Source organism: Halobacterium sp. KA-4, from assembly GCF_021028995.1.
Lineage (GTDB): Archaea > Halobacteriota > Halobacteria > Halobacteriales > Halobacteriaceae > Halobacterium.
The window spans coordinates 155,594-181,333 of record NZ_JAJJZG010000003.1 but is presented as its reverse complement, the minus strand read 5'-3'; the positions used below and the strand labels follow the sequence as shown (position 1 = coordinate 181,333).

Sequence of the window (25,740 nt, the reverse complement as noted above, 5' to 3'; positions counted from 1 at the left end):
ACTTACTCGTCGTCGGCTTCCTGCTCGCCGTCGTTGATTTCGCCGGGGGCGACGGCGTGGTCCGTGACGTCCTCGCCTTTGTACTGCATCGCGCGGCCCTTCGGTTTCCAGCCGGACTCTTTGTGTGCCATGCTATGCCGTAGAGGGAGGAGCGTAGAAAACGTTGTGGTCGCCTACTCCGTCGGCGGCGCGTTCGGCGGGCGCTCCTCCTGGTCGTAGTTGTCGAGGAACACCGTCGCGAACAGGTCGGCGTGCATCGCCAGCACGTCCGCGGGCTTGACGCCTACTGCTTCGGCCTGCTGGTCGAGGAACGCCGCGAGTTCGTCAGTCGGCTCGTAGGTGACGGTGGTCTCGTCGACGTCGAACTCGACGTCCTGCTCGCCGGAAACGAGGTGTTCGACCTCCAGGAGCGCCTGCTCGACTTTCGTCTCTAGCGCGTCCTCTCGGTCGGTCATGCGCTTGTCCGCCCACTCGTCGGCGGCCGCGAGCAGGCGGTCGCTGGCTTCGAACTGCATCAGAAGCTCAACCCCTCGCCCTCGAAGGCGACCTGCCACGTCGTCACTTCCTCACAGACGGGGCACTGACGGGTCGTGGCGTTCGTCTCGCAGCCCGGCATGCGGGTCATGTTCTCGCACTGCGAGCATTCGTACATCATTGCGGCGGGAACGACTCGGGAGTGGGTTCGCTCTCGCCGGCCTCGCCGTAGACGTAGACGACGCCCGCGGCGAACCCGAGCAGCACGAGCAGCCCGAGTGCACCGCCAACGAACGTCTGCCCGACGTAGGGGCCGACAACGCCCGAGTACGCCTGCGTGAGGTTCACTACGTTGAGCGCAGTGACGATAGTCCACAGAAGGACCAGCAGTACCGCGACGGGGAGCCACCCGGTCTGGTCGATTGCCTCTCTGAGACTCATGTCCGTGGGCATGGGCTCTCGCGTAAAAAATCATTCCCCCGCGGAACGTCACCCTGAGACGCCGCCGTCAGTCGTCGAGTTCCCAGCCGGCGCTCTCCGCGGCGTCGGCGAGGTCCACGAATTCCCAGCCGGCTTCCTCGGCAATCCATTCCTCGCCCTCGGTGCCGACGACGACCATCCGCTCGGAGTAGAACATCGAGTGCTTGCCGATGGCCGCGAGCCGCTCGGCGGGGCCGTCCCCGGAGCCGTTGAAGAAGTCGATGTCGAGCTGGTGCTCGCGCAGGAACGAGTTGATGGCGTGCGCCGGCACGTCGCCCACCAGACCGACCCAGTCAGACCACTCGTTAGTCTCCGCGAGCGCGATGCGCGGGTCGACGAGGCGCTGGACGGCCTCGTACGTGTACGCAGTCGCCATCTCGTCGACGCCCCCACCGTGCGGGCCGCTGGCCTCGGGCGCTTCCGCGCGGTCCTCTGCGGGACCTGCGCCGCCGCCTGAGCCACCGTGCTCCTTCGGGATGCCCGCGGGACTGTTCGAGGACTCGTAGGGAACGTGCGGGATGCGGTCGCCCTGCGAGTCGCCGGACGACTCCGCAGCAGCGTCGTCAGCGGACGCTCCCGTCCCGCCGTCGCCGCTGCTGTCGGGGGCCGTGCCACCGACGTCGCCGTCGATGTCGTCGGACGCGTCCTCACGCCACAGCCAGTCGCCGTCGTTGCCCTCGTCTTCCTCGGTCTCCACCTCGACGTCGTCTAGGTCGATTCGTTCTGTCACTGTGTAACCTCCGTCAAGTCGAGTCGGTCCAGCGTCTCCTCAGTCGGGACGCCCGCTGCCGACCAGCCGCGAGCGTCGTAGTACGCGTTCAGCATCGCGTCGAACTGTTCCCGGTCGACGGCCGCGCCTTCCGCAGGGCCGTCCGGCAGCGGCACGGTCATCGCTTCGGGGAGCGCGTCGTCCTGTCGGTCGTGGCCCTCGCGGACGTTGAACAGCCGCGTGAGGTTCCACGTGCGCTCGCCGAGGTCGGCCAGCGACTCCGCCGTGGCGTCCACGCCGACCGCGCGCAGCCAGCGCGCGCCCTGCTCGGGTGCCGCTTCGCCCGCGAAGTCGTCGGCGACCAGACACCAGCGCGCACTGCGGGCGTTCTGCTCGCTGACGACCGCACGCACGCGGTCCGCATCGCTCCACGATTCGGCGGCGACCGCGGCCTCCTCGATGGGGCGGGCGCGCCGGTGGCACGCCCCGCGGTCGCTGGTCGCGTACGCCAGCGCCATCGCGGGGGCCGCTCGCGGGTCGTACGTCGGCAGTTCCATCGCCTTCACCGCGGGTATCAACTGGTCGAACCCGAGGCGGTCGGCGGCTGCGACGACGCCGTCGGCGAGCGCGTCCCCGAGGGCCGTTTCCCGGGTGGCGACTTCGCGGATGAGCCGCCGCGCGCCCTCGGGGTCGCCGAAATCAACGTCCCTGTCGAGGGAACCGCGCTCGCTCGCCCGGGCGGCGAACGCGACCGCGCTCCCGGCGCTGATGACGTCCACGCCGAGGCGGTCGCAGAGCCCGCCGAGTTCCGCGACCGCGTCGAAGTCGCTGATGCCGAGCCCGGCACCCAGCGTGATGGACGCCGCGCCCCGTGGGACAGTTTCGCCGTCGCCGTCGGGCACGCGGAATCCGCCCGGTACGGCCTCGCCGGGTCGCTCTCGCCCGACGCTGGCTTCGCGGACGGCCTCGATGCCGACGTCCTCGGCACCGTCGAACGTCCCCAACTGCCAGCCCCGCGTCGGGAGCGCGCCGACTTCGTCCGCGAAGTCAACGGATTCGAGGGTCTCGCTGGCGGCTTGCCAGCGCCCGACTTCCGCGTCCGCGAACTCCTCGTTCGCGGCTTCCAGTTCCGACGGCGTCTCCGGCGCGTCGCCGCGCGCGACGACGGCCTTCAGTCCTTTCGCGCCCATCACGGTGCCCGCGCCGCCGCGGCCAGCGTGGTGGTCGCCACCGTCCGTCGCGACCGTCGCGAACCGAACGCCGTGCTCGCCCGCGGGGCCGACGCACGCGACCGCTGCGTCCGGATACTGGGCGTCGGTCTCGGCGGCATCCATGCCCGCGAGTTCGGGGGCGTCCTCGATGTGCGCGGTGCCGTCCTCGACGACGAGCACGCCCGGTTCGTCACGTTCGCCCTCGACGAGAACGAGCAGGCAGTCGTCAAGGCTGCCCGCGAGCCGCGCGGCGAAGTCGCCGCCGGCGTAGGAATCCAGAAAGGCGTCCGTGAGCGGGGACTTCGTCACGACCGAGAATCGGGGTTCGCCGGGTGCACGTCCGGTGAGCGGACCGACTGCGAACGCGAGCAGGTTCTCGGGGCCGAGCGGGTCGACGCCCGCGTCGGTGTCCGCGAGCAGGTAGCGCGCGGCGAGGCCCTTCCCGCCGACGTAGCGCTGTCGCCACTCGGGCGGAATCTCCTCGCGCGACACGGTCTCCTCGCCGAGCCGCACGCGCAACACGTGGTCCCCGACCATGCCCGAAGGCAACGGTCGCGCGGGGTTAAGCGTTGCCGCTCCGGAGCGTTCAAGCGACTGGCGCGCCGACGTTTCCTCGTGCGCTCAGCAGTCGTACTCGCGGGCGGTCGCTCGACCCGCTACGGCGACGGCGACAAGGCGCTTGCCGACCTCGCTGGGACGCCGATGCTGCGCCGGGTCGCCGACCGCCTCGCCGACGTCACCGAAGAACTAGTCGTGAATTGCCGCGACGACCAGCGCGGCCCTCATCGCAACGCCCTTGACGGCTACCCGAACCCCGTGAAGGTTGCGGAGGACCCGGAACCCGACGAGGGCCCGATGGCGGGCATTGCCGCGGGCCTCCGGGAAGCCAGCGGCGAGTACGCGCTCGTCGTCGCCTGCGACATGCCGTTCGTCGACCCGGCCGTCATCGATCTCCTCTTCGACCGCGCCGCCGGCCACGACGCGGCTGTTCCCGAGATGGACGACGGCTGGTACCAGACGACGCAAGCAGTCTACCGCGCCGACGCCATGGCCGCGGCCTGCGTGGACGCGCTCGACCGCGGCGACCGCAAGATTCTCGCGCCGCTCGAAACGCTTGACTGGGTTGCGGTGCCGGAGAGCGACGTGGCGGCGGCTGGCGACCTCGAATCCTTCGAGAATCTCAACACCCGCGAAGCCGTGGCGGAAGCGGCCGAGCGGTTCGCCCCGAAGTAATCCCTTGGATTCCGGATTACGTCGCTCTCGGGAGCGTGACGGAGAAGTCGCTGCCAGTCGGGTCGTTGTCCGCGACTCGGACGTCGCCGTTGTACTGTTCGACCAGTATTTGGACGAGGTGTAGTCCCATCCCCGTGCCAGAACCCCCGGCTCCCTTCTCACCTTGCTCGAAGATCACCTGCTTCTGGTGGTCGGGGATACCCAGCACGTTGTCCGCGACGTGCACGTGGACGGCGTCGGCGGCCGTCTCGCAGCGTATCTTGACGACGGGGTCGTCCTCGTCGTTGTGCTGTACGGCGTTGTTCAGGAGGTTCCGGAACACGGACCCCAGCATCTCGTTAGCCGTCACGTCCACGTCCGGAATCTCCCCGTCGACGACGAATTCGGCGTCGGGGTAGGACTCGCGGCGGACGTCGACTTCCCGCTGGAGCGTCTCGCGCAGCGAAACAGGCTTCGTCTCGAGGTCGTGGTCGTCGGTCACTGTTCTCGCGTACTCGCCGGCAATCTCCGTGAGTTCGAGGACGTGCTCGGCGGCGTCGGCGATTCGCTCGAGGTGTGGGCGTCCCTCCTCGGTGACGTGGGGCTCGAGTAGTTCCGCCCACCCGGCGACGACGTTCACGTCGTTGCGGATGTCGTGGCGGAGAATCCGATTGAGCGCGTCGAGCTCGTTCTCGCGGCGCTTCTGCTCGGTGATGTCCGTCGAGATGCCGACGACCCTGACGACGTTGCCGTCGTCGTCACGAATCGGAATCTGGCGGTTCTGCAGCCAGCGAATCGACCCGTCCGGACGAACGATTCGTCCCTGATAGGTGTCCTCGATTGCGTCCGGGTCGGACTGTTCGAAATTCGAGCGGACGCGCTCGCGGTCGTCGGGGTGAATCGTATCGACGAGGCGCTCGGGGTCGTTCTCGATTTCCTCGGGCGGGATTCCCCACACGTCCTCGAAGCCGTCGCTGATGTAGTCGAACCCGCCTCGTTCGGACGCGACCCAGACCGCGACGCCGTCGAGGTGGTCGACCAGCGACCGGAAGTCCGCCTGCTGGTCAAGCGCTTCGCCTTCCATACGACCAACACGGCGGACAGCCACATAAATAATTGTGCAGGATTCGTACTGTTAGCACGTAAGACTATCCTGGAAGACGAGCGACGAGAACGGACGGATGGCCGCTAGACGACGGTCTTCACCGGCTCGTCGGCTTTCAGCGACGTGACGACAACGCGGGGCACGTCCACGCGGTCGTGGACGCCCTCCGCGATTTCGGTGGCGGTCTGGACGAGCGCAGTGTCGTCGGCCATGTTCACGAGCGGAATCACGGTCGCGCCCCCGGGAACGTCTTTCATCCCACCTTCCGGGTGGGCGAGCACGCGTGCGACGTCCTCGGGGCGAATCTCGTCGCCGCCCGCGAGGTCCGTGATGGCGGCGACGCGCTCGGGGCGGTGGGCGACGGCTTCCGAGAGCGGTTCGCCGACCGCGCGCACGCTCGCAATCGGCACCACGACATCCGCGCAGTCCGGAATCTGTGGCTCGTGCTCGCCCGGTGCTTTCAGCCGGCGGGTGCGCGCGCCGTCGGCTTTCACGAGGACTGCGTTCGCGCCGGCGTCGGCGATGCTCGCGATTCGCTCCGGTTCGTAGCCGCGGTAGCGGTCCTCGCGCTCGCGCTCGGGGACCACGCCGAGCGGCCACTCGGTCGTATCGTGGACGGCGGTGGCCGGGTCGTCCGTGACGACGACCCGGGAGACGTGTTCGTCGAAAATCGGGATGCGGACGGTCGCGGTGACGACCGCGCGGTCGACCCGTCCGGCGAGCGCGTACAAGAGCGACTTCTTCCCACCCGCCCCGACCGCGCAGACGACTCCCTCGGCGTCGACGGCGTCAGCGAGCTCCATTCAGTTTGCCAGTAGCAGGTGGTCGTCGTCGAGTTCCTTGACGACGTCCTGTACGTAGCGATTCTCCCACTTGCGGCGCGCGCGGAGTTCGCGGTCCCCTCGCGGGGTGACCCCGTACTCGTTGGTGCGCTCGTCGTGCTGCCCCTTCTCGATGAGCCCCTTCTCGACGAGCGTGTCGAGGTTCGGGTAGAGGCGGCCGTGGTTGATGTCCGACTCGTAGTACTGTTCGAGTTCGTCCTTGATGTCGAGCCCGTTGGGGTCCTCGAGGCCCGCCGTCACGACGAGGAGGTCGCGTTGGAAGCCGGTGAGGTCGTCCATGGTTCTGATTCAGGCGAGGTCCGGTATCGTATTAAGTTCGGTGGCCACGCCGTCTCGGAAAACCCGCGAGAGCGGCCGAATCAGGCCTCGACGCGCGGCGGTGTCAGGAGGTCCGATTCGGCGAGCGCAGCGCACGCGCCGCCGATGGCGAGCACGCGGTCGGGCGTGAAGAAGTCCGGTTCGTGGGCTTCCGCGTCGATGATGCCGACGACGTCGCCGTCTGCGAGGATTGGACAGCAGAACTCGCTCTGGACGCTGTCGTCGCACTCGTAGTAGGGGCCGTCGTAGTCGCCGACGTCCTCGACGAGTACGGCTTCGCCGGCGAGCCCGACGGTGGAGTTGTTCGAGCGCTCGGCGAACGACTCGGTGAGCGGGAACTCCGCGCGGGAGTGCTCGCCGACGTACGCCTCCTTGACGAGCACTTCCTCGCCGTCCGGGTTGGTGGCGCGACGGTAGACGCCGAGCCAGTCGGGGTTGGTCTCCTCGGCGAGGCGGCGCACCGTCTCGTTGAGCGCGACTAGGCGCGCAGTGTTGGGGTGGTCGCGGAGGCGTTCGGGCTCGTACTCCAGCCCGCAGATGGGCGCGAGATTGTACGGGTCGTCCGCGAGACCCACGCCGCAGGCCTCGTCCGGTCCGAGCTCGGGAACGGGGTAGACGTAGCAGTCCTCGACGGTGTCGGCGTCGACGGTCGCGTGTGGCGGGCGGGCGACGAGCGCCGCGCCGCGTTCGGCGGCGTTCGTCGCGTGGTCGGTGTACTCCGGGAGGTCCACGGCCCGGAGGTAGGACTCGTGGTTCATACTGTGACGTTCGGCGCGGGGACGTATATGGCCGTTCACTCTGGCAAGACGCCGGCGTCGAGCGCGCGCTCCCCGCGTTCGGTGATGCGGTAGACGACCTCCCCGGAGACGGGTTCGACGAGGTCGCGCTCGGCGAGCGCCTCGAAGCGAGTCTCGACGTACGGCGTGTGCATCCCGATGCGGTTCGCGACGATGGCGGGGTACTCGGCGCTGCGGCCCGCGAGGAACGTCAGGATGGCGACGTCCGCGGGACGGCTCCACGCTGGTCGGCCCGGCGCTGCCTCGTGCATACCGATTCGTGGGTCGTGCTACCACATAACACTATCGTCGGACGGGGTCCAATTCACGTCGTGACGACGGTGACAGCGCCGTCGAATTCGAGAATGATGCGTTGCGTGACGTCCCCGAAGATGGCTTTTCCAGCAGGAGAGCGCTTGCGGCCGGCGAGGAAGATGTGGTCGGCGTTGCGCTCCTCGGCGAGTGCCAGAATCTCGTCGCCCTTCTCGCCGAGCCGCCCGACCGGCTCGTAGTCGACGTCAACGTCGGCGAGGACGTCGCGGCCGACCGACGTCCGCGAACTTCTCGGCGCCGTCGCGGGCCTCGTCGACGGTGTAGTTGACGTCGAGGCTCGGGACGCTCATCATCGACTCGCGGCGCTCGGCGTACTCATCGTCGGTCGTCACGTGGACCAAGAGGAGTTCCGCGTCGACGCCCGCGGCGAGTTCGCCGGCTTCTTCGACGAGGGCTCTCGCGGAGTCGGAGGCTTCCACGACGGCGATGACGCGTTCCGTGTTCCACCGCCGCCGTCGTCCCACCATAAATCTCGCGGGCCCTCTCGCGGGTTGGCACACACCAGCCGAACGCATTTATACCAGGGGTGGAACGGTCGGAGTATGAGCCTCCGCGAGGTGGTCGCGACGGTCCGGGGGCGCGAGAAGACGCTCACGGTGTACACGGAACCCGGGACGAACGTCGTGCCCGAACTCCGGGAGTACTTCGCGTCCCAGAACGTCGCCATCGAGGAAGCCGACGCCGGCAGCGATCCCGAGCACGCGGTGCTGTCCGACGACGGTGAGTTCCTCACCGCGGTCGGCATCGACGCGCTACGTTCGCTGACCCACGGGAGTCCGCGCTCGGTCGGTGAGGACGCCGCGTACAGCCGCCTCCTCTCACACCTCGACCGCACCACGTTCACGTCGTACAACCACCGCCAGATGCTGGAAGCCTCCCGCGAAATCGAGGACCGCGCGTGGCGCACGGGCGACGGGCGGCTGTTCGCGGGCTTCCAGCGGTTGTCGAACTTCGCGGGCGAACGCGGGACCTACGAACGGCTCGCCAGCACCGACCTCGACGTCCACGTCTACGGCGTCCCCGACGACACCGTGGACGTGCCCGACGACGTGACCTTCCACGGCAGCACGATTCCGGACGTCACGTCGTCGTGGTTCGTGGTCTTCGACGGCGGCGACGACCCACGGCAGGCGTGCGCGCTGCTCGCGGAGGAACACAGCGACGGCTTCTACGGCTTCTGGACGTACGACACGAGCCTCGTCGACGACGCGCTGGACGCGCTCGGCGCGGCGCGTCGGTCGGCCTGAACGGAGGGTAACGCTTTCCCGGTGGCGCGCGAACGCCCGGCCATGCGAGTGTTCGACGTCGCACGACTCGTCGACGGTCAACGCGACGACGCCGTGGACGACGCCCGCCTCGTCGTCGAGGACGACGGCACCATCGCCGCGGTCGGTCCCCGCGAGTCCGTCGACGCGCCGCCAGACACCGAGCACGTTGAGTTCCCGGACCGCACAATCGTCCCCGGGTTCGTCGATGCCCACGTCCACCTCCAGGGCGCGCGCTCGATGGACGTCGTCGACTGGACGACCACACCTGTTTCGCTGGCGGCCGCCCGCGCCACCGCGGACCTGCGGAAGTTGGCCGACGCGGGGTTCACGAGCGTCCGCGATCTCGGGAGCACGGTCGGCCTCGGGCTCCGCGACGCGGTCGCAGACGGTGAGGTTTCGGGTCCGCGCGTGTTCACGAGTGGCCGCGCCATCTCCCAGACCGCCGGCCACGGTGACATCCATGGGTTCCCCCACGAGTGGGTCGCCGACGGCACGCCGCTGTCCACGCTCGCGGACGGCGCCGACGAGTGCCGGCGGGAAGCCCGCAAGCGAGTCCGGGACGGCGTCGATTGCCTGAAGATCATGACCACGGGCGGCGTGTTGAGCGAGCGCGACGCACCCGACCGCCGCCAATTCACGGACGACGAAATCACGGCGATGACGCGGGAGGCCGACCGCGCCGGCGTCGACGTCGCCGCCCACGCGCAGGGCAGCGCGGGCATCAGGGCCGCGTTGCGGAACGGCGCGACGACCATCGAGCACGGCTTCTACCTGGACGACGACTGCGTCAGCCTCCTGAAGGAGTGCGGCGGGACGTTCGTCCCGACGCTCTCGATTATGTACCGCCTCACCGAGCGCGGCGACGACCACGGCGTCCCCGAGTGGGCGCTGGAGAAGGCTCGCAAAGCACGCGACCCCCACGTCGAAGCCGTCGAGCGCGCGTACGAGGCGAACGCCGCCATCGCCGCCGGCACGGACTTCATGGGGCCGAAGTTGGTCCCGCACGGCGAGAACGTCCTGGAGATGGAGCTGCTCGTGGACGAAATCGGGTTTTCGGAGATGGACGCCATCCAGGCCGGGACGCGGGTCGCCGCGCGCACCCTCCCGCGGAACGACGTCGGGACGCTGACGGAGGGTGCTCGCGCGGACTTCGCGGTCCTCGCGGACGACCCGCTGGCAGACATCTCGGCGGTGCGGCGCGTCGAGGAGACCTACGTGGACGGCCGGCGGCTGGACGTCTGAGTCACTCGTAGCGCCGCGAGCGCACGGCGGTCACGAGCGCGACGAACAGCACGACGAGCGCGTAGCCGCCCACGACGACGCCGGTCGCGCGGTCGAACGTCTCTGCGACGCCGAACGCGAGCGTGACGAGGCCGAAGACGGCCAGCGACAGCCCGAGCAGGCGCGCGAGCGCGGCGGGGTCCTCGGCGGCGTCGGGGTCGTACAGCGGGACGTCGTCCATCGACTCCTGGCGGCGCAGCACCAGTCCTGCGCCGACGAGCACGACCCCGAGAGCGCCGTAGATCGCGCCGGCGACCAGTCCCATACGTCGTACTGCCCGAGGGCGGGCTTAATGTTTACTGATTTTACACGAACGCACGACCGCGAACGTTTACCCCGCGGCGGTGGTAGCCGTCGCCATGTGGGACCTCACGCACGAAATCGGATCCGGGCTGCCGTACCCCGGCGACCCGCAGGCGGGCGTGACGCCGCACGCGACCTTCGACGAGGATGGCTACCGGGTCGCCGAAGTCGCGTGCTCGACGCACTCGGGAACGCACGTCGACGCGCCCGCGCACCTGCTCGCCGACGGCGCGACGCTCGGCGCGTACGACGTCGAGACGTTCGCGTTCGACGCGCGAATCATGGACTGCACGGCGTTCGGTTCGCGCGAACAGATTCCCGCCGACCGCGTCCCCGACACCGACGCTAACCTCGTCGTCTTCCACACCGGCTGGAGCGAGCACTGGGGCGACCAGCGCTACTTCGACCACCCCTACCTCACTACGAGCGCGGCAGCGCGCTGTGCGGACCTCGGCTGTCACGTCGGCCTCGACGCGCCGAGCGTCGACCCGTCGCCCTCCGAGCGCGCGACGGACGACGAGCCGACGGGTTATCCGGCTCACCATGCGCTGCTCGGCGACGGGCGACTGATTCTGGAGAATTTACGGAACCTCGACGCGCTCCCACAGCGGTGTACGATTCGTGCGTACCCGCTGCCCGTGGACGCGGACGGCGCGCCCGTGCGAGCGGTCGCCGACGACTAGGCCTGGTCGGCGGCGCCGCGGTCCTCGACGAACCCGGACTTGAACGCGATCCAGCCGAGCACGCTGATGAACAGAATCGGCGGGAGGATGACGAACCCCCACAGCGGGTTCAACCCCCAGACGAGCAGGAGGACGACGTCCGCGATGCCGAGCAGGAGGAACGGGAGGATGGCGAGGAACGCGTACCGCCGGCTCCCGCCGGCGTCGTCGGTCGGCGTCGGTATCGGCGCGTCCATAGTCGGTGGTTCGCGAGCGGTGACCAAAAGCCCACGCTTTGCGCGTTCGCCGACCGCGACGGCATCCCCGCAAAGCGACCTATCAGGCTTCGTAGCCGCGCTCGCGCAACGCGGCGGTTCGCTCGACGGTTCGTTTCGGTGGCCGTTCGGCTGTAGTTTGTAACGGGATGGTCGCGCACAACTCGACCCAACCCTCTTCCGCGAGTCGCCACTCACGACCGGATACACGATGTCTCGCTTCGACTCCGAGAACCGCGGAGCCCACGGTACGGCGGCCGGCACGGGGACGGAGGGGGTTGGGCGATTCGTCGATCAGAACGCCCTCCCGCTCAAAGTCGCGGCGTTCTACGCCGTCGTGCTCGCTGGCGGTGTGCTCGCGCGGCGGGTGGCCAGCGGCCCGAACGTCGAGATACTGCTCTCGATTGCCATCTGGTTCACCATCATCTTCGCCGCCTGTAGCGCGCTGCTCGGCGGCGTTATCAGGCTTTTCGGGGCCATCCAGCAGCGCCGCTACGACTACGAGTAACCGGCCGGCTTTTAGGCGCGAACGCCGTCCGTTCGCGTATGCCCGACTACGTCTCCGAGGAGACCGTCGAGACGGTGACCGGGACGGTCGCCCGCGCCGGAGGGACGCGCCGCCACGAACTCCGCCTGCCCGCGGACGCAGCCGACGACTTCCCTGCGGGCGAGGTCGTCCGTATCGTTCTCGACGGTGACGAGTACCACGCGCAACTCCGCCACCACGACGACGGCACGCCCGTGATTCGCGGCGCGTACGACACGCCGTCGCTCGCCCGCGACCCCGGGAGCGCCACCAACCACCTCGCGGAGTGGCTCGACGACGGCCCGCTGGAGGCTGGGCGCTCTGTGCACGTCGACGTCGTCGAACCCGGCTTCAAGTACGGCGTCCGCGTCCCCGGCGAGTCCGCGACGTACGCCGCGACCCAGCCGCCGGATTCGAGCCTCTCGGCCATCGCCGACTCCCTCGACGAGTAGTCACTCCAGGTCGCGGAAGACGATGCGGTAGTCCCGCGCGTCGAAGCCGTCCGCGATGTCGTCGGCGCGCTCGCGGAGTTCGCGCACGCGCTCGGCGTCGGCGTGCTCGCCGGCCGCGCGGCGCTCGCTGGCCTCGTGGAACGCTTCGACGGCGTCGACGTACGCCGACAACGAGCGCAAGCGCTCGACGACGTCGGTCAGGTCGTCCGCCGAGACGGGTTTTCTGAGGTAGGCGTCGTAGCCGAGTCCGACAATATCCTCGTCTGGCTCGTTCGCCGTCACCATCGCCACCCGGCAGTCGTAGTCAGCGTCCCGAATCGCCGCCAGCACGTCGTCGCCCGAGACGTCGGGCATGTCTCTGTCGAGGAGCACGACGTCCACGTCCGACGAGAGCGCGTCGAGCGCCGCCTCGCCGCCGTTGGCCGTCCGCACGTCGTACCGGTCGCCGAGTCGGTGCTCGTAGACGTCGAGGTAGTCCTGTAGGTCGTCGACGGCGAGCACAGTCACGTCGTCACGCCCCCGGCTCATGGCTAGTCGTACTGACAGCCAACGTCAGGTGCTGTAAGTGTTGTCCTACTCACCACGACAGCCGGTGACTTCGAACCGAGCACCGCGGTCCGACTCGCCCTCGTCGGGCGGAACGGCGTCGACGGTCCAGCCATGGGCGTCGGCGATGCGTTCCACGATTGCGAGCCCGAACCCGGTGCCGCCGTCCACGGACGTGTACCCGCGCTCGAACACCTCGTCGTGGCTGTCCTCGGGCAGTCCCGGGCCGTCGTCGGTGACGGCGAAGCCGTCCGCGTGCGACGTGACTGTAACTGAGACGCCGTCCCCGGCGTGCTCGACAGAGTCCTCGTGAGCGTGCGAACGAGGGTTCGTGGAGCCGTGTTCCACAGCATTCGGAAGAGGTTCTCGAACAACTCTTGGAGCCGCGAGGCGTCCGCTTCCACGCTGTCGTCGGTTTCGACCGCGAGCGTCGCGTCTCCTGCGCCGACGCAGTCCCACGCGTCCATCGCGACGTCGGCAAGCGCGACGCGCTCGGTTTCGTCCGCGAGCCGGCCCTGCCGGGCGAGTTCCAGCACGTCCTCGACGAGGCTCTCCATGCGGTCGAGGGCGCTGATGGCGCGGTCGAGGTGGTCGTGGTCGCCGGTGTCCGTCGCGAGGTCGAGACTCCCGCGCGCGACGTTGATGGGGCTACGGAGGTCGTGGCTGACGACGCTCGCGAACTCGTCCAAGCGCTCGTTCTGCCGTTCGAGTTCGCGCTCGCGGGCCTTGCGCTCGGTGATGTCCCGAATCGAGGCGAGCACCGCCACGTCGCCCTCGTAGTCGATGCTCGTGGCGTCCTCGCAGCCGACCATCCCGGCGGCGACGCTGTGGAGTTTCTCGAACTGCCGGCGCTCGGTCTGGAGGGAGTCCCGCAGCCGGTCACGCTCCCAGATGGCGTCCAGCCGCGTGAACCCCTGGCCGACGACTCTGCCGACGGTGGCGAGGCGCTCGCGCTCGGCGTCGGTGTCGGCACGCCTGTCCGGCCCGAACGCGAGCGTCCCGTAGTAGTCGCCGGCGTCCACGACGGGGACTGCGGCGGCGTACGCGTCGTCGTACGCGACCCTCGTCACGGTGTGTTCGTCCGCCGTCGGTGCGTGTGCGTCGTCGAGTGGCTCGGACACGCCGCCTCCCTCGTCGGACCCGGACGGGGTCGGGCCGCTCGCTGCGCCCCGAAACGTCGGCGTGACGGTCTGTGGGTCGGGCGGTTCGACTGCGGCCTGGCTTACAGTCACGGAGCCACCGTCGGTGCCACAGAAACAGGCGAACTCGTGGCCGACGTCGACGACGGCGTCGAAGACGCCACTTCGGAGGGCGGGGACATGTCGGCTCGCTGGACGGCTCGCGTCACGGTACCGACGAGAGGGCGCTCCGGCGACATCTGGTCAGTCGCTGCCCGTGTTCCGGTCGGGGACGTCGCGGAACGCGACGCGGAAGTCGTCGAACCCGAAGCCGTCCATCGTGTCGTCGATGCGGTCCCGGAGCTCCTGGATGCGAGCGACGAGCTCCTGGTAGGACTCGTCGAGTTCGAGGTCGCCGTCCTCGGCTTCGGATTCGAGCAGCGCGCGCTTCGAGGCGAGGGCGTACAGCTCCTGGAGGCGGTCGTCGTACGCGGAGCGGTCGAGGAGGGTGTCGACGACGTCGTGGAGGTCGTCGCGGTCGACGGGCTTGAGGAGGTACTCGTCGAAGCCCAATTCGACGACATCGGTGTTCGGGCGCACGCCCGTGACCATCGCGACGCGGCAGTTGTACTCCGCGTGGCGGATGCGGTCGAGGACGTCCTCGCCGGAGAGCCCCGGCATCCGACGGTCGAGGAGTACGACGTCGACGCCGTCGTCGAGGTCGCGCAGGGCGGCTTCGCCGGTGGTCGCGGTCTGGACGGCGTACCGCTCGGAGAGCCACTCGGCGTACACGTCGGTGAGCGCTTCGTCGTCGTCGACCACGAGTACGCGTGCCCCTTCGTCTGTCATGCGTGGGAGTCGGTCTGTGCTGTATCGATAGTCACCCGGGTTAAAGGTTTCTCCAGTCGGCACTTTCCCCTCAAAATACCCCGACGGCACCGGTCGTGGTACTGACTACCACCGAAACACCTTTCAGTATCCCCCCTACCCTTCGGTTATCGTGGCCGAATCGTTAGGTTTCCCCAAAAGTCGGCTATTCTCGCTTCTTTTCGTCTCTGTGGCCGAAAGAGAGTGTGTCAACGATGTGCAAAACTGCAAAAGGTTTAAGTACTTATCGCTCCTACTACTGAGTACAACGAGTCGGGCAGCCTCGTGCGCCCTCCACCCGACGTTTCCACCATCATGAGTGACACCACAATCCGTACGTACTCCAGTGACCGACAGCAGAACGAGAACGAATCCGAGTCCGAGGTAGAGGTAGAGTCCTCCGACGAGCGGCTCAGCTGCCCCGAGTGTGGCGGCCGCGTCGTCAACGACGAGGAACACGGCGAGTCCATCTGTGCGGACTGTGGCCTCGTCATCGAGGAGGACAGCATCGACCGCGGCCCCGAGTGGCGCGCGTTCAACTCCACCGAGAAGGACAACAAGAGCCGCGTCGGCGCCCCGACCACGAACATGATGCACGACAAGGGGCTGTCGACGAACATCGGCTGGCAGGACAAAGACGCCTACGGTAACTCCCTGTCCAGCAGCCAGCGTCAGAAGATGCAGCGGCTCCGCAAGTGGAACGAGCGCTTCCGCACCCGCAACAGCAAGGAGCGCAACCTCAAGCAGGCGCTCGGCGAAATCGAACGGATGGCCTCCGCGCTCGGCCTCCCGAAGGAGGTCCGAGAGACCGCCTCGGTCATCTATCGCCGCGCCCTCAGCGAAGACCTGCTCCCCGGCCGCTCCATCGAAGGCGTCGCGACGAGCGCGCTGTACGCTGCAGCCCGGCAGATGCAGACACCGCGCTCCATCGACGAAGTGGCCAACGTCAGCCGCATCGACGCGATGGAGTTCAAACGAACGTACCGCTACATCGTCCGCGAACTCGGCCTCGAAGTCGCGCCCGCCGACCCCGCCAGCTACGTCCCGCGGTTCGCCTCCGAACTCGACCTTCCGGACGAGGTCGAGCGCCGCGCCCGCGAACTGCTCGACAACGCCAAAGAGGACGGCGTCACGAGCGGGAAGTCGCCGGTCGGCCTCGCGGCCGCCGCGATCTATGCCTCGAGCCTGCTCACCAACCACAAGGTGACCCAGAGCGAGGTCAGCGAGGTCACGGACGTCAGCGAGGTCACCATCCGGAACCGCTACCAGGAGCTCCTGGAAGCGACGGAAGTCGCGGCCTAACGCGGCCGACTGCGGTCACTGGTGGCGTCACTGCTGACGGTTTTTCTGTTCTTCACGCCGCGTAGCCGGCGGCTCGCCGATTACGCGTCGTAGGCTCTCTCGCCGGCTCGAACCGCCACGTCGAGACGGTTCTCGGCGGGCGGGAGCGCACACGAGAACTGGTCGGCGTACGCGCAGAAGGGGTTGTACGCGAGGTTGAAGTCCACGACGACGTCGTCGCCCTGTTCGGCGTCCGCGGCGTCCACGTCGAGGTAGCGGCCGCGGTGGTACGTCTCGTCGCCGTTCGTCTCATCGGCGAACGGGACGAACAGCGAGTCCTCGCCCTCCACGCGGAACGCTTCGAGGGTGCGGTGCTCGCCGTCGAGCGTGAACCCGAGCACGCCGACGCGGTCGTACTCCGCGGGCGGGCCCTGCGTGGTCTCCAGCGAGACCGGCTCGGGGGTCTGCGCGCGTCCGAAGCGTGCGACGACGCGGTAGTCGGGGTCGGGCTCGAAGTACGACAGCCCGTCGAAGTCCTCGCGGTCGCCGACTGGAATCGGGGACTGTGGGTGCTCCGCGAAGAACTCGTCTTTCTCGGCGCGGTGCTCGCGGACACGCTCGCGCCACGCCGCCTCGTCGAACGCGGGCTCGTCGGTCATGGCTGGTGGTGTGGCTGGGAGCGTGGTAACTGTGGCGACTCCGCGAGGTGACGAATCCCTTTTCACCTCCGAACGTCTCGTACCGGTATGAACATTCTCGACGGGGGCGAGGGCGGCGGCCAGTTGGTCCGCACCGCGCTCGCGCTGTCCGCGGTCACAGGCGAACCGTTCCGGATGCGACACGTCCGGCGCGCTCGCGCGAACCCGGGCTTGCAGGCCCAGCACTGCGCGGCAATCGAAGCAGTCGCGGCCGTCTGCAACGCCGAGACGGGGGGCGTCGAAGTGGGGTCGGAGTCGTTCACGTTCGAGCCGAACGAGGACATCGACGAGGACGCCGACCCGGCGGACCAGGGGATTCTCGGCGGCAGCGTCTCTGTCGAGGTCGGCACCGCGGGCAGCGTCCCGCTGGTGTTCGACGCGCTGCTCCCGGTCGCCATCGCGCTCGACGAATCCTTCACCGCGCGACTGGAGGGCGGCACCGACGCGAAGTGGGCGCCGCCGTTCGACTACTTCCAGCACGTCAAACTCCCCGTCCTGCAGGAGCACGGCCTCGACGCTGACGTCACCCTGAACCGCCGTGGCTTCTACCCGCGCGGCGGCGGGAAGGCGACGCTGACCATCGAGCCGTCCACGCTTGACGCGCTCGACGTCACCGAACGCGGCGAGCGCGAGTCGCTGACCGCGTACTCCGTCGCCGAGGAGTCCGAGGCCGAGGACGACGTCGCGGAGCGCCAGGCCGAACCTGCACCCGATGCGGCCGACGTCGAGACCGAGTACGTCGAGGCGGACTGCTCGGGGTCGGCGTTCGTGCTCGCGGCGGAGTACGAGCACTCCCGCGCTGGCTTCGCGGAGCTCGGCGAGATGGGCGTCGAACCCGAGACAGTCGGCGAGAAGGCCGTTGAGCGCTTCGAGGCGTTCGAGGACGGCGACGCTGCCGTCGACGAGTATCTCGCCGACCAGCTGCTCCCGTTCATCGCGCTCGCGGGCGGCGAGGTCCGCGCGCCCGAAGTGACGACGCACGTCGAGACCTGCATCGACCTCCTCGCGGAGTTCGGCTACGAGGTCGACGTCGAGGAAGACGGCGACACGGTCCTGCTGTCGGCGTAACCGCGATTCGCTTTTCTACAGGACGAGTATCGCGAGACCGGCAGTCACGGCGCTGATGGCGAGCCAGCCGGCGAAGTTCCACCACGGCACCCCGCGGACGCGCGGCCCGGGGAGGTCGTCGGTGTACGTCCAGCGGCCGTCCACGACGCCGCGGTGGTCGACGAGCACGTCGTAACCAGTTGCGAGTACGGCCGCGAGCGCGACCGCCAGCCAGCCCTCGGTGACGAGGAGCGCCGCGCGGAACGCGACGTAGACCGCGCCCGTCCACCCGAACAGCACGTAGACCGGGACGCCGAGGACTTTCGGGCCGACGTGGTGTTCGAGCCAGCCCAGATTGATGACGACTGCTTCCGCGACGAACGAGACGGCAGCGCCGCCGCCGAAGAACGCGAGCACGGCGACCGGCGGCCACGTCAGCACGGCGTGCGCGAGTGCGACGAGGCCGACGGCAGCGACGCTGGCGGCGAACGCGCGATTGCTCGGCATGCAGCAAGCGAGAACGCGGGTCGGAAAAAGTTAGTCGGTGAGGCCGTAGCCGCGCTGGAACAGCCAGACGTCGATAGCGAGCACGACCACGGTGAGCGCCGACAGCACGACGAGCGCGGTGTCGGGTTCGATGTCAGAGACGCCGATGATGCCGTAGCGCACGCCGTTGACCATGTACACCATCGGGTTCAGGTAGCTCGCGGTGCGCGCGAGCCCGTCGAGGGCGTCGAGGCTGTAGAAGACGCCGCCGAAGAACACCAGCGGCCGGAGGATGAACTGGTTGAGCACCGTGAGGTGGTCGAAGTCCTCCGCGACGAGCCCGCCGATGACGCCGAACGCCGCGAACAGCGTGGTGATGACCCCGAGGAACGCCACCGCGTAGAACGGGTGGGCGAGCGTTCGTACGGGCGTGAACAGCGCGCCGATGACGGCGATGAGGATGCCGATGAGCACGCCACGGAGCGCCGAGGAGACGACATACGCGACGACCATCTCCCAGTACGCCATCGGGCTAGTGAGCGCTTCGTGAATGTACTCGTTCCAGCGCCCGTGGAAGATGGAGAACGAAGCGTTCTCGAAGGCGTTCGAGACCGCGCCCAGCACGGCCAGCCCGGGGAGGATGAATTGGATGTAGGGGACGCCGCCGATGTCGCTGATGCGCGCGCCGAGGATGACGCCGAACACGCTGAAGTAGAGCACGTTCGTGATGAGCGGCGGCAGGAACGTGTTGTACGGCCGGCGGACGAATCGCAGAATCTCGCGGCGCGTCAGCGCCTTCAGTCCCGTCGAGAGATTCACGGCGCCACCTCTTGTGTCTCGCTGTCCTCGTGGTCGCCGCTGCTGCCGTCCGTGGCGTCGCCGCCGGTGCGGGTGATGTCCACGAAGACGTCTTCGAGGCTGGTGCGCGCGACGTCGACGTCGAGGACGCGGTGGCCTGCGGCCTCGAGTTGGCGGACGGCGACCGGGACGACCTCGCTCCCGCTGCTCGCGCGCAGCGTCAGCGTGCTCCCGTCGACGGTCACCCTATCGACGCGGTCGTCGTCGATGGTCGGTGTCGCCGCGGGCGCGGCGTCGAGCGTGAGCGTCACCTCGTCGGTGCCGCGCTCGGTGAGGTCGTCGGGCGTCGCGACGGTCACTTTCTGCCCGGAGTCGATGATGGCGACCTCGTCGCAGAGGCGCTCGGCTTCCTCGATGTAGTGAGTGGTGAGGAGGATGGTGGTGCCGTCGTCGTTGAGCCCGCGGATCACCTCCCAGAGGTCGTGGCGCAATTCGACGTCCACCCCCGCGGTGGGTTCGTCGAGGATGAGGAGGTCGGGGTCGGTGACCATCGCTCGCGCGAGCATGAACCGGCGCTTCATCCCGCCGGAGAGCCAGTCGAAGCGCGTCTCGGCCTTCCCACCCAATCCGACGGTTTCGAGGGCTTCGGCGGCGCGCTCGGCGGCTTCCTCGTCAGAGACGCCGTGGTAGCCGGCCTTGTGCATCAGCACCTCTCGAATCGGGAAGAAGCGGTCGACGTTGTACTCCTGGGGCGCGAGCCCGATGGCGTCCCGGGCTTCCCGGTAGTCGTCCTCGACGTCGTGGCCGAACACTTCGGCGGTGCCACTGGTCTTGCGGGCGAGCCCGACGAGCGTGTTGATGAACGTCGTCTTCCCCGCGCCGTTCGGTCCGAGCAACCCGAAGAACGAACCCTCGGGGACGGACAGCGAGAGGCCGTTGAGCGCGCGGACGTCCCCGTACTCCTTGACGAGGTCGTCGGTGCGTATCGCTGGCGGCATTTAAAATACGGAAGTCGCGTGACGCGGTTAAGGCCACGGAAGTCGGCGGCCGGTTCTGGGTCAGCCCGTGTTCTGCATGCCCGCGGCGACGCCCATTACGGAGAGTCGGAGCGCGCGCTCGGCGCTGGGACTCCGGTGTTTGCGGTCCAAGAGTTCCACTTGCAGGAAGTTCAGGGGGTCGACGTAGGGGTTGCGGCGGTCGAGGCTCTCGCGGAGCCACGCGCGGTCCACGAGGTCGTCGCGGCCCGTCACCGCTAGCACCTCGTCGCGGGCCTGTTCGTACTCGTCGTCGATGCGCGGCTGGAAGCGCTCGCGGAGGTCGTCGGGCGCGAGCGCGGCGTACTCGTGAGTGATTTCGGGTTCGCTGCGCGCGATCGCGAGCGCCGCGTTGTCGAGCGTCGTTCGGAAGAACGGCCACTCCTCGTACATTTCTTCGAGGAGGTCGTCGTCCTCGCAGGCCGCCAGCCCCGTGCCGAGGCCGTACCAGCCGGGGATGACACACCGCGTCTGCGTCCACGAGAACACCCACGGAATCGCCCGCAGGTCCTCGACCGCGCGCTCGCCCGTCCGGGAGGCGGGCCGCGACCCAAGGTTGAGGTCTTCGACGACGTCGATGGGCGTTATCGCCTCGAAGTACGAGACGAACCCTTCCGAGTCGAGGAGGTCGCGGTACGCCTCACGGGCCGTCTCGGCCATCTCCTCCATCGCGTCGACCCACTCGTCGGGGACGTCCGGGTCGTCCTCGGCGATGGCGGCGTGGCGCGCGCGCACTTGGGCGTTCAGCATCTGTTCGACTTCGCGCTCCGCGATGCGGGGGTTGCCGTACGTCTCCGCGATGGACTCGCCCTGCTGGGTGAACTTCACGTCGCCCGTCACCGTCTCCTTGGGGAGCGCGAGCAGCGCCTCGTTCATCGGGCCGCCGCCCCGCGAGATGGAGCCGCCCCGGCCGTGGAAGAAGCGCACGTCGACGTCGTGGTCGTCGCAGATGGCGGCGAGCCGGCGCTGCGCGCGGTCGAGTTGCCAGTTCGCCGCGAGGAAGCCGTTCTCCTTGTTGGAGTCGGAGTACCCCAGCATAATCTCCTGGGTGCTGTCGCGAGCGTCCACGAGCGCGCCGTACGCCTCGTTCTCGAACAGCGTCCCCAGGATGTCGCGGGCGTTCGACAGCGCAGACCGCGTCTCCAGGAGGGGGACAACGTCGAGGCCGGCGTGGTCGGGCAGCGAGATCACGCCTGCCTGGTCCGCGAGGAAGACGACCTCCAGCACGTGACTAGGTTCCTCGGTCATGCTGATGCAGTACGCGTCGATTGCGTCCGGGCCGTACTCGCGGTGCCAGTCCGCGAGCGCGTCGAAGCGCCCGAGCACGCGCGCCGTCTCGTCGTCGACGCTCTCCGTGTCTTCGAGGTCCACCACGGGGTCGTCCTGCAGAACTGCTTCCGTGAGGAACTCCACGCGCTCGTCCTCGCTCATCCCCGCGTAGTCGATGCCCTCGCGGTCGAGCGCCTCGCCGACCGCGTGCGTGTGCTTCTCGCGGTGGTCGCGGAGGTCCAGGGCTGCGAGGTGGAAGCCGAACGTCTCCACGCGCCGCACGAACGGCGCGACGTGCTCGTCGGCGACCTTCCCGAGCCCGCCCTCCCGCAGGCCGGTTTCGAGCGCGCGAACGTCCTCGAGCAGGCTCTCGGCGTCCGCGTAGCCGCCCGGCTGGACGTCGGTCACGCGGTCGACGCGCTCCCGCACGACGGCGACGACCTGCCGGAACAGTTCGTCCGGATAACGCTCGGCGACCTGCTCGACGACTCGGGGCACGTCCTCGCTGGCCTCGTCAAGGAGGTCCGCGGCCGCCTCGCTGTCCACGCGCGTGCCGTCCATCGAGAGCGCGCCGAGCAGGTCATCGAGGTCGTCGAGGTAGCGCTCCGTGACGAGCCGGCGCTGCCGGTCGAGCACGCGCTCGGTGGTCTCGGTGGTGACGTAGGGGTTGCCGTCGCGGTCCGAGCCAGCCCACGACCGGAACGCCAGCACCTCCGGAATTTCGGGTGGGTCGTCGTAGCGCTCGGCGAGCGCGTCGTCGAGGTCCGCGTACACCTCCGGCACGACGTCGTAGACGGCGTTCGCGAGGTAGAACTGGACGTCGCGCGCCTCGTCGAACGGCGTCGGCTGGCGCTCGCGCACGCGCCGCGTCGTCCACAGCGACTCGACGTTCGCCTCGATGCGGCGCCACGTCCGCTCGCGCTCGCGGGGCGTGAGCCGGCGCTCGTCGAGTTCTTCGAGCAGTTCGCGGATGCGCTTGAGGTGCGCCTTGACGGTCTTCCGCCGCGCTTCGGTCGGGTGCGCGGTGAACGTCGGGACGACGTGGACGTCGTCGAGAATCTCGGCGACGTCGTCGGCGCTGGCGCCCGCGTCGGCGAGCACGTCGACTGCTCCGCGAACGCTGTCCGCGAGCGTGCCCTCGGCCTCGCTGCGGCGGAGTTCGCGGACGCGCTCGCGCTCCTCTGCGAGGTTCACGAGTTCGAAGTAGCCAGCGAACGCCCGCGCGAGGTCCTCGTAGCCGTCCACGTCGGCTTCGGCGACGACCTCGCGGAGCGCGTCGCGGTCGTCGCTGTCGCCGCGTCGGTAGTCGATGGCGGCCGTGCGCGCGGCCTCGACGGCGTCGTAGGCCGCCGGGGACTCGTGGGCGCGCATCGCGTCGCCGAGCGTGGCGCCGAGTTCACGGACGTCCTCGCGGACGCTCCTACTGTGCAAATCCATACCACACAGGTGGTCGTGTGGGGTTTTCAAAACACGGGTCGACCCGACATATTGCCACTCGATTACGAGTGAAGAATTAGACTACTCCGCCGGGCTCTTCCACGGTGCCGCCGGCGACGACTCGGGCGCGACGGTGACGTTCGTCTCGTAGGTCACGCGCGCGTCCTGCACGTAGACGGCCACGGTCGCGCTGTAGAGCGCCGGGACTGCCGTCGGCGACCCGTTGCTTCGGTCCGTGTACGTGTCGCTGGGAACGTCGTCCTCGGCGTTCGGCACGTCCACGACGAACCCGTACTTGCCGTTCGCGTTCCCGCCGTTCACGACGCTGACGTTGTAGGGTGTGCTGACGTTCTCGGCGAACGTCCAGCCCGGGACCCGCGTCCCGTTCAACCTGCCCTTGGTGATGTCGATGGAAGCGGTGTCGGACTCGACGTAGGTCTCTGCGAGCACGTCGCCGGTCTCGTTCCACACATCGACGTCGGTGTAGCCGGAGTTCGAGGTGTTCTCCGAGACTTCCACGCGCCACGACGCCGTTCCGTCCGAGAACGTGAATGCCACGGGGCTGCTGCTCGTCGGCGTGACGACCGCCTCGAAGCGCCGCGTTTCGCTTACGTCCACGGCCGCCGTCCAATTGTCCGCGCCACTGTCGTCCGAGAAGTTCCGCTCGTCGGCCTGCACGATGCGCGTCCCGTTCTCGACGCTCCGGACGGACGCAGCCGTGATAGTGCCGCTGCTCGCGGACAGTAGTGACGCGTTCGCGTCCCACGTTCCGACATCCGACTCCAGCGCGCTTCGGAGGGTCGCGTAGTCGGCGTCGTCGTACGTGTTCGTCTGGACGAGCAACCCGCCGACGCCGGCCTCGGTCGCGCGCTCGTAGCCGACCACGTCGTCGGTCTCGCCGTGGTTCCGGGTGGCGAGGTTCTCCGTGAACACGACCGCGTTCAACACCAGCGCGAGCACCACGAACGCGAGCGCGAGTCCGAGCCCCGCGACGAGCAACAGCTGGCCGCGGTCCCGGTTCATATCTCCGGGAGAAGTGGGCGGCGTACAAAAGGATTGTCGCGCGGCTACCTGGTGCGCGCGGTGCTGACGAGCGCGACGCCGACGCCCATCACGACGCCGCCGACGGCGAATCCCGGGCCCAGCGTCTCGCCGAGCAGGAGCGCGCCTAGCACGCCCCCGACCAGCGGCTGCGCGAAGAAGCACGCTGCGACTACGGTCGCAGTGGTGCGTTCGACGCCGCGGTACCAGAGGAACCACGCGGCCGCCGTGCTCGCGAGTCCGAGGTACGCGACCGCACCGACGACGCCCGGCGTGAGGGGGACGGTCGCGCCGGTCATCGCGAGTTCGACGGCGGCGAGCACGCCGAGCACGGGCACCGCGGCGAGCGAACTGTACGTTGCCGCGACGAGCGCGCCGTGCTTTCGGACGAGGCGCGCGCCGTCCACGGTGTAAGCGGCCCACGCTGCGCTCGCCACGAACAGCACCGCGACGCCGACCGCGCTCCCGCCGCCGATGGAGAGCCCGTACTGGCCCGCGACCACGAGCGCGGTGCCGACGCCGGCGAGCGCCATCCCGCCGGTGGAGCGCCACGTCAATCGTTCGTTCAACATCGTGACGCCGAGCAACAGCGTGAACACGGGCGTCAGCATCGTCAACAGCGACCCCTGACTGGCGGTGGTGCGGTCGGTGCCGACGAACTGCGTCGCCAGCGTGAGCGCCACCCACGCGCCCAGTCGGAGGAAGCCGCGGCGGTCCCGCGACGAGAACGACGCCTCCGTTCCGAGCGCGCGCAGCGCCACGTAGAGCGCGACGCCGCCGACCACGATTCGGAGGAACGCCAGCGTCACGGGCGGCACGGAGGCGAACCCCCACTTGCTGACGACGTACATCCCGCCCCAGAGGCCGGCGGCGGCCAGCGGCGCGGCGGCGTCTCGGAGTCCCATAGTCGCTCGCGGACGCCCGCCCCCTAAGTCCCATCGAACCCCGGGAGGCTTTACCGACACTCCCCGTACCGCCGCCCATGCGCGTGGTCGTCCTCGGCGCGGGGTCGCTCGGGTCGCTGCTCGCGGGAGCGCTCGCCACGGCGGACGTGGACGTGACACTGCTCGGTCGCGACGGCGACCACGTCCGTCGCGTCCGGGAGCACGGCCTCCGATTCACGCATCCGGACGGCCGCGAAGAGCAGATTTCGCTGGACGTGTCCACGGAACACGCGGCCGCCACGGACGCCGACCTGCTCGTCGTCTGCGTGAAGAGCTACGACACCGGCGACGCGCTCGCCGACGTCGCGCCCCGCCTCGACGACGCGGACGTGCTCACGCTCCAGAACGGCCTCGGAAACGCCGAAGTAATCGTTGACCACGTCCCCCGAAAACGCGTGCTCGCGGGGACGACGACGCACGGCGCGGTCCTCGAAGCGCCCGGTCACGTACGACACGCGGGCCGCGGCAACACCACTATCGGCCGCTACTTCGTGGAGAACGACGCCCGCGTCGAGGCCGTCGCCGACTGCTTGACTGCGGCGGGTATCGAGACGAGTGTGACCGACGACCCCGAGGCCGCGGTGTGGACGAAGGTGATCGTGAACGCGGGCATCAACGCGGCGACGGCGCTTGCGCGCGTGCCGAACGGCGCGCTCGTCGAGTCCGAGAGCGGCGAGCGCGTGCTCAGGCGCGCGGTTGAGGAGGGCGTCGCAGTCGCGCGCGCCGAGGGAATCGCGGTGCCGCGGGACGCCGTCGAGCGCACGCGCGAGGTTGCCGAACGCACGGCGACGAACCCGTCCTCGATGCGGCAGGACGTCGAACGCGGTCGGCGCACCGAAATCGAGGCGCTGAACGGTGCGCTCGTCCGGCGCGGCGCGACCCACGGCGTGGAGACGTCGGTCAACGAGACGCTGGCGGACCTAGTGCGGCTCGCCGAAGAAAAGTAG

General features: G+C 68.9%; 33 protein-coding genes and 2 pseudogenes. 9 read left to right on the top strand and 26 right to left on the bottom strand.

Features of this window, described 5'->3' with window-relative positions; genetic code table 11:
* Positions 1-2 precede the first annotated feature (2 nt).
* The 6 genes from LPA44_RS18050 to LPA44_RS05085 form a co-directional block, all read right to left on the bottom strand.
* Positions 3-131 (bottom strand): hypothetical protein, encoded by a 129-nt coding sequence (locus LPA44_RS18050; RefSeq protein WP_269069717.1) that lies wholly within the window; start codon positions 129-131, stop codon positions 3-5.
* A gap of 42 nt (positions 132-173) precedes the next feature.
* Positions 174-515, bottom strand: coding sequence for a hypothetical protein (locus tag LPA44_RS05105; protein ID WP_230888515.1), 342 nt, complete (start codon positions 513-515; stop codon positions 174-176).
* Positions 515-655: a hypothetical protein gene (locus LPA44_RS05100; protein WP_230888514.1), complete on the bottom strand. Its 141-nt coding sequence runs from the start codon at positions 653-655 to the stop codon at positions 515-517. Before LPA44_RS05100 ends, LPA44_RS05105 begins: the two co-directional genes overlap by 1 nt.
* Positions 652-915 carry a hypothetical protein gene (locus LPA44_RS05095; RefSeq protein ID WP_230888513.1) on the bottom strand — a complete coding sequence of 88 codons (264 nt, stop codon included), beginning with the start codon at positions 913-915 and terminating at the stop codon, positions 652-654. The genes LPA44_RS05100 and LPA44_RS05095 overlap by 4 nt, the downstream gene beginning before the upstream one ends.
* A 67-nt stretch (positions 916-982) precedes the next feature.
* Positions 983-1,684 (bottom strand): DUF7124 domain-containing protein, encoded by a 702-nt coding sequence (locus tag LPA44_RS05090; RefSeq protein WP_230888512.1) that lies wholly within the window; start codon positions 1,682-1,684, stop codon positions 983-985.
* Complete coding sequence (locus tag LPA44_RS05085; RefSeq protein WP_230888511.1) at positions 1,681-3,411, bottom strand: aldehyde ferredoxin oxidoreductase family protein; 1,731 nt, start codon at positions 3,409-3,411, stop codon at positions 1,681-1,683. Before LPA44_RS05085 ends, LPA44_RS05090 begins: the two co-directional genes overlap by 4 nt.
* 78 nt (positions 3,412-3,489) lie before the next feature.
* Here LPA44_RS05085 and mobA point away from each other — a divergent pair, with 78 nt between their 5' ends.
* Positions 3,490-4,107, top strand: a complete 618-nt coding sequence (gene mobA / locus LPA44_RS05080; protein ID WP_230888510.1) for a molybdenum cofactor guanylyltransferase — start codon at positions 3,490-3,492, stop codon at positions 4,105-4,107.
* A 16-nt stretch (positions 4,108-4,123) separates the two neighbouring features.
* On the opposite strand, the gene LPA44_RS05075 is transcribed toward mobA, so the two are convergent.
* The 7 genes and pseudogenes from LPA44_RS05075 to LPA44_RS18200 all read right to left on the bottom strand — a co-directional run bounded on the left by LPA44_RS05075 (position 4,124) and on the right by LPA44_RS18200 (position 7,927).
* Entirely contained in the window at positions 4,124-5,170 is a 1,047-nt protein-coding gene (locus LPA44_RS05075) for a PAS domain-containing sensor histidine kinase (RefSeq protein ID WP_230888509.1), read from the bottom strand.
* Positions 5,171-5,274: 104 nt separating this feature from the next.
* Positions 5,275-5,994: a selenium cofactor biosynthesis protein YqeC gene (gene yqeC, locus LPA44_RS05070; protein WP_230888508.1), complete on the bottom strand. Its 720-nt coding sequence runs from the start codon at positions 5,992-5,994 to the stop codon at positions 5,275-5,277.
* Positions 5,995-6,312, bottom strand: coding sequence for a PadR family transcriptional regulator (locus LPA44_RS05065; RefSeq protein WP_230888507.1), 318 nt, complete (start codon positions 6,310-6,312; stop codon positions 5,995-5,997).
* Between the two features lie 80 nt (positions 6,313-6,392).
* Complete coding sequence (locus LPA44_RS05060) at positions 6,393-7,109, bottom strand: GAF domain-containing protein (protein ID WP_230888506.1); 717 nt, start codon at positions 7,107-7,109, stop codon at positions 6,393-6,395.
* Positions 7,110-7,144: 35 nt separating this feature from the next.
* On the bottom strand, positions 7,145-7,399 hold the full coding sequence (locus LPA44_RS05055; RefSeq protein ID WP_230888505.1) for a hypothetical protein: 255 nt from the start codon (positions 7,397-7,399) through the stop codon (positions 7,145-7,147).
* Between the two features lie 53 nt (positions 7,400-7,452).
* Positions 7,453-7,608, bottom strand: a pseudogene (locus LPA44_RS18205) (universal stress protein); the annotation flags it as partial.
* Between the two features lie 37 nt (positions 7,609-7,645).
* Positions 7,646-7,927, bottom strand: a complete 282-nt coding sequence (locus tag LPA44_RS18200; RefSeq protein WP_330166478.1) for a universal stress protein — start codon at positions 7,925-7,927, stop codon at positions 7,646-7,648.
* Between the two features lie 75 nt (positions 7,928-8,002).
* On the opposite strand from LPA44_RS18200, the gene LPA44_RS05045 reads away from it, so the two are divergent.
* Together LPA44_RS05045 and LPA44_RS05040 are read left to right on the top strand one after the other, a co-directional pair.
* Positions 8,003-8,707 (top strand): DICT sensory domain-containing protein, encoded by a 705-nt coding sequence (locus LPA44_RS05045; protein ID WP_230888504.1) that lies wholly within the window; start codon positions 8,003-8,005, stop codon positions 8,705-8,707.
* Positions 8,708-8,749: 42 nt separating this feature from the next.
* Positions 8,750-9,970 (top strand): metal-dependent hydrolase family protein, encoded by a 1,221-nt coding sequence (locus LPA44_RS05040; protein WP_230888503.1) that lies wholly within the window; start codon positions 8,750-8,752, stop codon positions 9,968-9,970.
* A 1-nt stretch (position 9,971) separates the two neighbouring features.
* On the opposite strand, the gene LPA44_RS05035 is transcribed toward LPA44_RS05040, so the two are convergent.
* On the bottom strand, positions 9,972-10,274 hold the full coding sequence (locus LPA44_RS05035) for a hypothetical protein (RefSeq protein ID WP_230888502.1): 303 nt from the start codon (positions 10,272-10,274) through the stop codon (positions 9,972-9,974).
* 94 nt (positions 10,275-10,368) lie between these two features.
* On the opposite strand from LPA44_RS05035, the gene LPA44_RS05030 reads away from it, so the two are divergent.
* Positions 10,369-10,995 (top strand): cyclase family protein, encoded by a 627-nt coding sequence (locus tag LPA44_RS05030; RefSeq protein WP_230888501.1) that lies wholly within the window; start codon positions 10,369-10,371, stop codon positions 10,993-10,995.
* Here the strand turns inward: LPA44_RS05030 and LPA44_RS05025 are convergent.
* A complete protein-coding gene (locus tag LPA44_RS05025) occupies positions 10,992-11,231 on the bottom strand; it encodes a hypothetical protein (RefSeq protein WP_230888500.1) in 240 nt (79 codons plus the stop codon). The two genes, LPA44_RS05030 and LPA44_RS05025, sit on opposite strands and share 4 nt — an antisense overlap.
* A 229-nt stretch (positions 11,232-11,460) precedes the next feature.
* Here LPA44_RS05025 and LPA44_RS05020 point away from each other — a divergent pair, with 229 nt between their 5' ends.
* Positions 11,461-11,757 (top strand): hypothetical protein, encoded by a 297-nt coding sequence (locus tag LPA44_RS05020; RefSeq protein ID WP_230888499.1) that lies wholly within the window; start codon positions 11,461-11,463, stop codon positions 11,755-11,757.
* A gap of 38 nt (positions 11,758-11,795) precedes the next feature.
* Positions 11,796-12,227, top strand: coding sequence for a DUF7112 family protein (locus tag LPA44_RS05015; protein ID WP_230888498.1), 432 nt, complete (start codon positions 11,796-11,798; stop codon positions 12,225-12,227).
* Here LPA44_RS05015 and LPA44_RS05010 read toward each other — a convergent pair whose 3' ends face one another.
* The 4 genes and pseudogenes from LPA44_RS05010 to LPA44_RS04995 form a co-directional block, all read right to left on the bottom strand.
* On the bottom strand, positions 12,228-12,755 hold the full coding sequence (locus LPA44_RS05010) for a response regulator (RefSeq protein WP_230888497.1): 528 nt from the start codon (positions 12,753-12,755) through the stop codon (positions 12,228-12,230). It lies immediately after the preceding gene.
* Between the two features lie 45 nt (positions 12,756-12,800).
* Positions 12,801-13,121 (bottom strand): sensor histidine kinase, encoded by a 321-nt coding sequence (locus LPA44_RS05005; protein ID WP_230888570.1) that lies wholly within the window; start codon positions 13,119-13,121, stop codon positions 12,801-12,803.
* Positions 13,122-13,348: 227 nt separating this feature from the next.
* A pseudogene (locus LPA44_RS05000) lies at positions 13,349-13,585 on the bottom strand (histidine kinase dimerization/phospho-acceptor domain-containing protein); the annotation flags it as partial.
* A 570-nt stretch (positions 13,586-14,155) separates the two neighbouring features.
* Positions 14,156-14,740, bottom strand: a complete 585-nt coding sequence (locus LPA44_RS04995) for a HalX domain-containing protein (protein WP_230888496.1) — start codon at positions 14,738-14,740, stop codon at positions 14,156-14,158.
* 333 nt (positions 14,741-15,073) lie between these two features.
* On the opposite strand from LPA44_RS04995, the gene LPA44_RS04990 reads away from it, so the two are divergent.
* Positions 15,074-16,060, top strand: a complete 987-nt coding sequence (locus LPA44_RS04990) for a transcription initiation factor IIB (RefSeq protein ID WP_230888495.1) — start codon at positions 15,074-15,076, stop codon at positions 16,058-16,060.
* An 80-nt stretch (positions 16,061-16,140) separates the two neighbouring features.
* On the opposite strand, the gene LPA44_RS04985 is transcribed toward LPA44_RS04990, so the two are convergent.
* Positions 16,141-16,698, bottom strand: a complete 558-nt coding sequence (locus LPA44_RS04985) for a DUF1684 domain-containing protein (RefSeq protein ID WP_230888494.1) — start codon at positions 16,696-16,698, stop codon at positions 16,141-16,143.
* An 87-nt stretch (positions 16,699-16,785) separates the two neighbouring features.
* Between LPA44_RS04985 and rtcA the strand changes: the two genes are divergently transcribed.
* Complete coding sequence (rtcA, locus tag LPA44_RS04980) at positions 16,786-17,805, top strand: RNA 3'-terminal phosphate cyclase (RefSeq protein WP_230888493.1); 1,020 nt, start codon at positions 16,786-16,788, stop codon at positions 17,803-17,805.
* A gap of 15 nt (positions 17,806-17,820) precedes the next feature.
* Here the strand turns inward: rtcA and LPA44_RS04975 are convergent, their stop codons facing one another.
* The 6 genes from LPA44_RS04975 to LPA44_RS04950 all read right to left on the bottom strand — a co-directional run bounded on the left by LPA44_RS04975 (position 17,821) and on the right by LPA44_RS04950 (position 24,754).
* Entirely contained in the window at positions 17,821-18,291 is a 471-nt protein-coding gene (locus LPA44_RS04975; protein ID WP_230888492.1) for a carotenoid biosynthesis protein, read from the bottom strand.
* Positions 18,292-18,321: 30 nt separating this feature from the next.
* On the bottom strand, positions 18,322-19,089 hold the full coding sequence (locus LPA44_RS04970; protein ID WP_230888491.1) for an ABC transporter permease: 768 nt from the start codon (positions 19,087-19,089) through the stop codon (positions 18,322-18,324).
* On the bottom strand, positions 19,086-20,066 hold the full coding sequence (locus tag LPA44_RS04965) for an ABC transporter ATP-binding protein (protein ID WP_230888490.1): 981 nt from the start codon (positions 20,064-20,066) through the stop codon (positions 19,086-19,088). The genes LPA44_RS04970 and LPA44_RS04965 overlap by 4 nt, the downstream gene beginning before the upstream one ends.
* A 60-nt stretch (positions 20,067-20,126) precedes the next feature.
* Positions 20,127-22,808, bottom strand: a complete 2,682-nt coding sequence (gene ppc / locus LPA44_RS04960; RefSeq protein WP_230888489.1) for a phosphoenolpyruvate carboxylase — start codon at positions 22,806-22,808, stop codon at positions 20,127-20,129.
* 81 nt (positions 22,809-22,889) lie between these two features.
* Positions 22,890-23,831 (bottom strand): DUF7261 family protein, encoded by a 942-nt coding sequence (locus LPA44_RS04955; protein ID WP_230888488.1) that lies wholly within the window; start codon positions 23,829-23,831, stop codon positions 22,890-22,892.
* A gap of 44 nt (positions 23,832-23,875) precedes the next feature.
* Complete coding sequence (locus LPA44_RS04950) at positions 23,876-24,754, bottom strand: DMT family transporter (RefSeq protein ID WP_230888487.1); 879 nt, start codon at positions 24,752-24,754, stop codon at positions 23,876-23,878.
* A 77-nt stretch (positions 24,755-24,831) separates the two neighbouring features.
* Between LPA44_RS04950 and LPA44_RS04945 the strand changes: the two genes are divergently transcribed.
* Complete coding sequence (locus tag LPA44_RS04945) at positions 24,832-25,740, top strand: ketopantoate reductase family protein (RefSeq protein ID WP_230888486.1); 909 nt, start codon at positions 24,832-24,834, stop codon at positions 25,738-25,740.

Bases quoted from the DNA above. Each gene is read 5' to 3' on its own strand.
- LPA44_RS05045 (WP_230888504.1), top strand. From the start codon at position 8,003: ATGAGCCTCCGCGAGGTGGTCGCGACGGTCCGGGGGCGCGAGAAGACG.
- rtcA (WP_230888493.1), top strand. From the start codon at position 16,786: ATGAACATTCTCGACGGGGGCGAGGGCGGCGGCCAGTTGGTCCGCACC.
- LPA44_RS05025 (WP_230888500.1), bottom strand. From the start codon at position 11,231: ATGGACGCGCCGATACCGACGCCGACCGACGACGCCGGCGGGAGCCGG.
- LPA44_RS18200 (WP_330166478.1), bottom strand. From the start codon at position 7,927: ATGGTGGGACGACGGCGGCGGTGGAACACGGAACGCGTCATCGCCGTC.
- LPA44_RS04995 (WP_230888496.1), bottom strand. From the start codon at position 14,740: ATGACAGACGAAGGGGCACGCGTACTCGTGGTCGACGACGACGAAGCG.
- LPA44_RS04990 (WP_230888495.1), top strand. From the start codon at position 15,074: ATGAGTGACACCACAATCCGTACGTACTCCAGTGACCGACAGCAGAAC.
- LPA44_RS18050 (WP_269069717.1), bottom strand. From the start codon at position 131: ATGGCACACAAAGAGTCCGGCTGGAAACCGAAGGGCCGCGCGATGCAG.
- LPA44_RS05060 (WP_230888506.1), bottom strand. From the start codon at position 7,109: ATGAACCACGAGTCCTACCTCCGGGCCGTGGACCTCCCGGAGTACACC.
- LPA44_RS04965 (WP_230888490.1), bottom strand. From the start codon at position 20,066: ATGCCGCCAGCGATACGCACCGACGACCTCGTCAAGGAGTACGGGGAC.
- LPA44_RS05020 (WP_230888499.1), top strand. From the start codon at position 11,461: ATGTCTCGCTTCGACTCCGAGAACCGCGGAGCCCACGGTACGGCGGCC.
- LPA44_RS04975 (WP_230888492.1), bottom strand. From the start codon at position 18,291: ATGCCGAGCAATCGCGCGTTCGCCGCCAGCGTCGCTGCCGTCGGCCTC.
- LPA44_RS05075 (WP_230888509.1), bottom strand. From the start codon at position 5,170: ATGGAAGGCGAAGCGCTTGACCAGCAGGCGGACTTCCGGTCGCTGGTC.
- LPA44_RS05030 (WP_230888501.1), top strand. From the start codon at position 10,369: ATGTGGGACCTCACGCACGAAATCGGATCCGGGCTGCCGTACCCCGGC.
- LPA44_RS05065 (WP_230888507.1), bottom strand. From the start codon at position 6,312: ATGGACGACCTCACCGGCTTCCAACGCGACCTCCTCGTCGTGACGGCG.
- yqeC (WP_230888508.1), bottom strand. From the start codon at position 5,994: ATGGAGCTCGCTGACGCCGTCGACGCCGAGGGAGTCGTCTGCGCGGTC.
- LPA44_RS05095 (WP_230888513.1), bottom strand. From the start codon at position 915: ATGAGTCTCAGAGAGGCAATCGACCAGACCGGGTGGCTCCCCGTCGCG.
- LPA44_RS04945 (WP_230888486.1), top strand. From the start codon at position 24,832: ATGCGCGTGGTCGTCCTCGGCGCGGGGTCGCTCGGGTCGCTGCTCGCG.
- LPA44_RS05105 (WP_230888515.1), bottom strand. From the start codon at position 515: ATGCAGTTCGAAGCCAGCGACCGCCTGCTCGCGGCCGCCGACGAGTGG.
- LPA44_RS05085 (WP_230888511.1), bottom strand. From the start codon at position 3,411: ATGGTCGGGGACCACGTGTTGCGCGTGCGGCTCGGCGAGGAGACCGTG.
- ppc (WP_230888489.1), bottom strand. From the start codon at position 22,808: ATGGATTTGCACAGTAGGAGCGTCCGCGAGGACGTCCGTGAACTCGGC.
- LPA44_RS05015 (WP_230888498.1), top strand. From the start codon at position 11,796: ATGCCCGACTACGTCTCCGAGGAGACCGTCGAGACGGTGACCGGGACG.
- LPA44_RS05100 (WP_230888514.1), bottom strand. From the start codon at position 655: ATGATGTACGAATGCTCGCAGTGCGAGAACATGACCCGCATGCCGGGC.
- LPA44_RS04955 (WP_230888488.1), bottom strand. From the start codon at position 23,831: ATGAACCGGGACCGCGGCCAGCTGTTGCTCGTCGCGGGGCTCGGACTC.
- LPA44_RS05040 (WP_230888503.1), top strand. From the start codon at position 8,750: ATGCGAGTGTTCGACGTCGCACGACTCGTCGACGGTCAACGCGACGAC.
- LPA44_RS04985 (WP_230888494.1), bottom strand. From the start codon at position 16,698: ATGACCGACGAGCCCGCGTTCGACGAGGCGGCGTGGCGCGAGCGTGTC.
- LPA44_RS05035 (WP_230888502.1), bottom strand. From the start codon at position 10,274: ATGGGACTGGTCGCCGGCGCGATCTACGGCGCTCTCGGGGTCGTGCTC.
- LPA44_RS05055 (WP_230888505.1), bottom strand. From the start codon at position 7,399: ATGCACGAGGCAGCGCCGGGCCGACCAGCGTGGAGCCGTCCCGCGGAC.
- LPA44_RS05010 (WP_230888497.1), bottom strand. From the start codon at position 12,755: ATGAGCCGGGGGCGTGACGACGTGACTGTGCTCGCCGTCGACGACCTA.
- LPA44_RS04950 (WP_230888487.1), bottom strand. From the start codon at position 24,754: ATGGGACTCCGAGACGCCGCCGCGCCGCTGGCCGCCGCCGGCCTCTGG.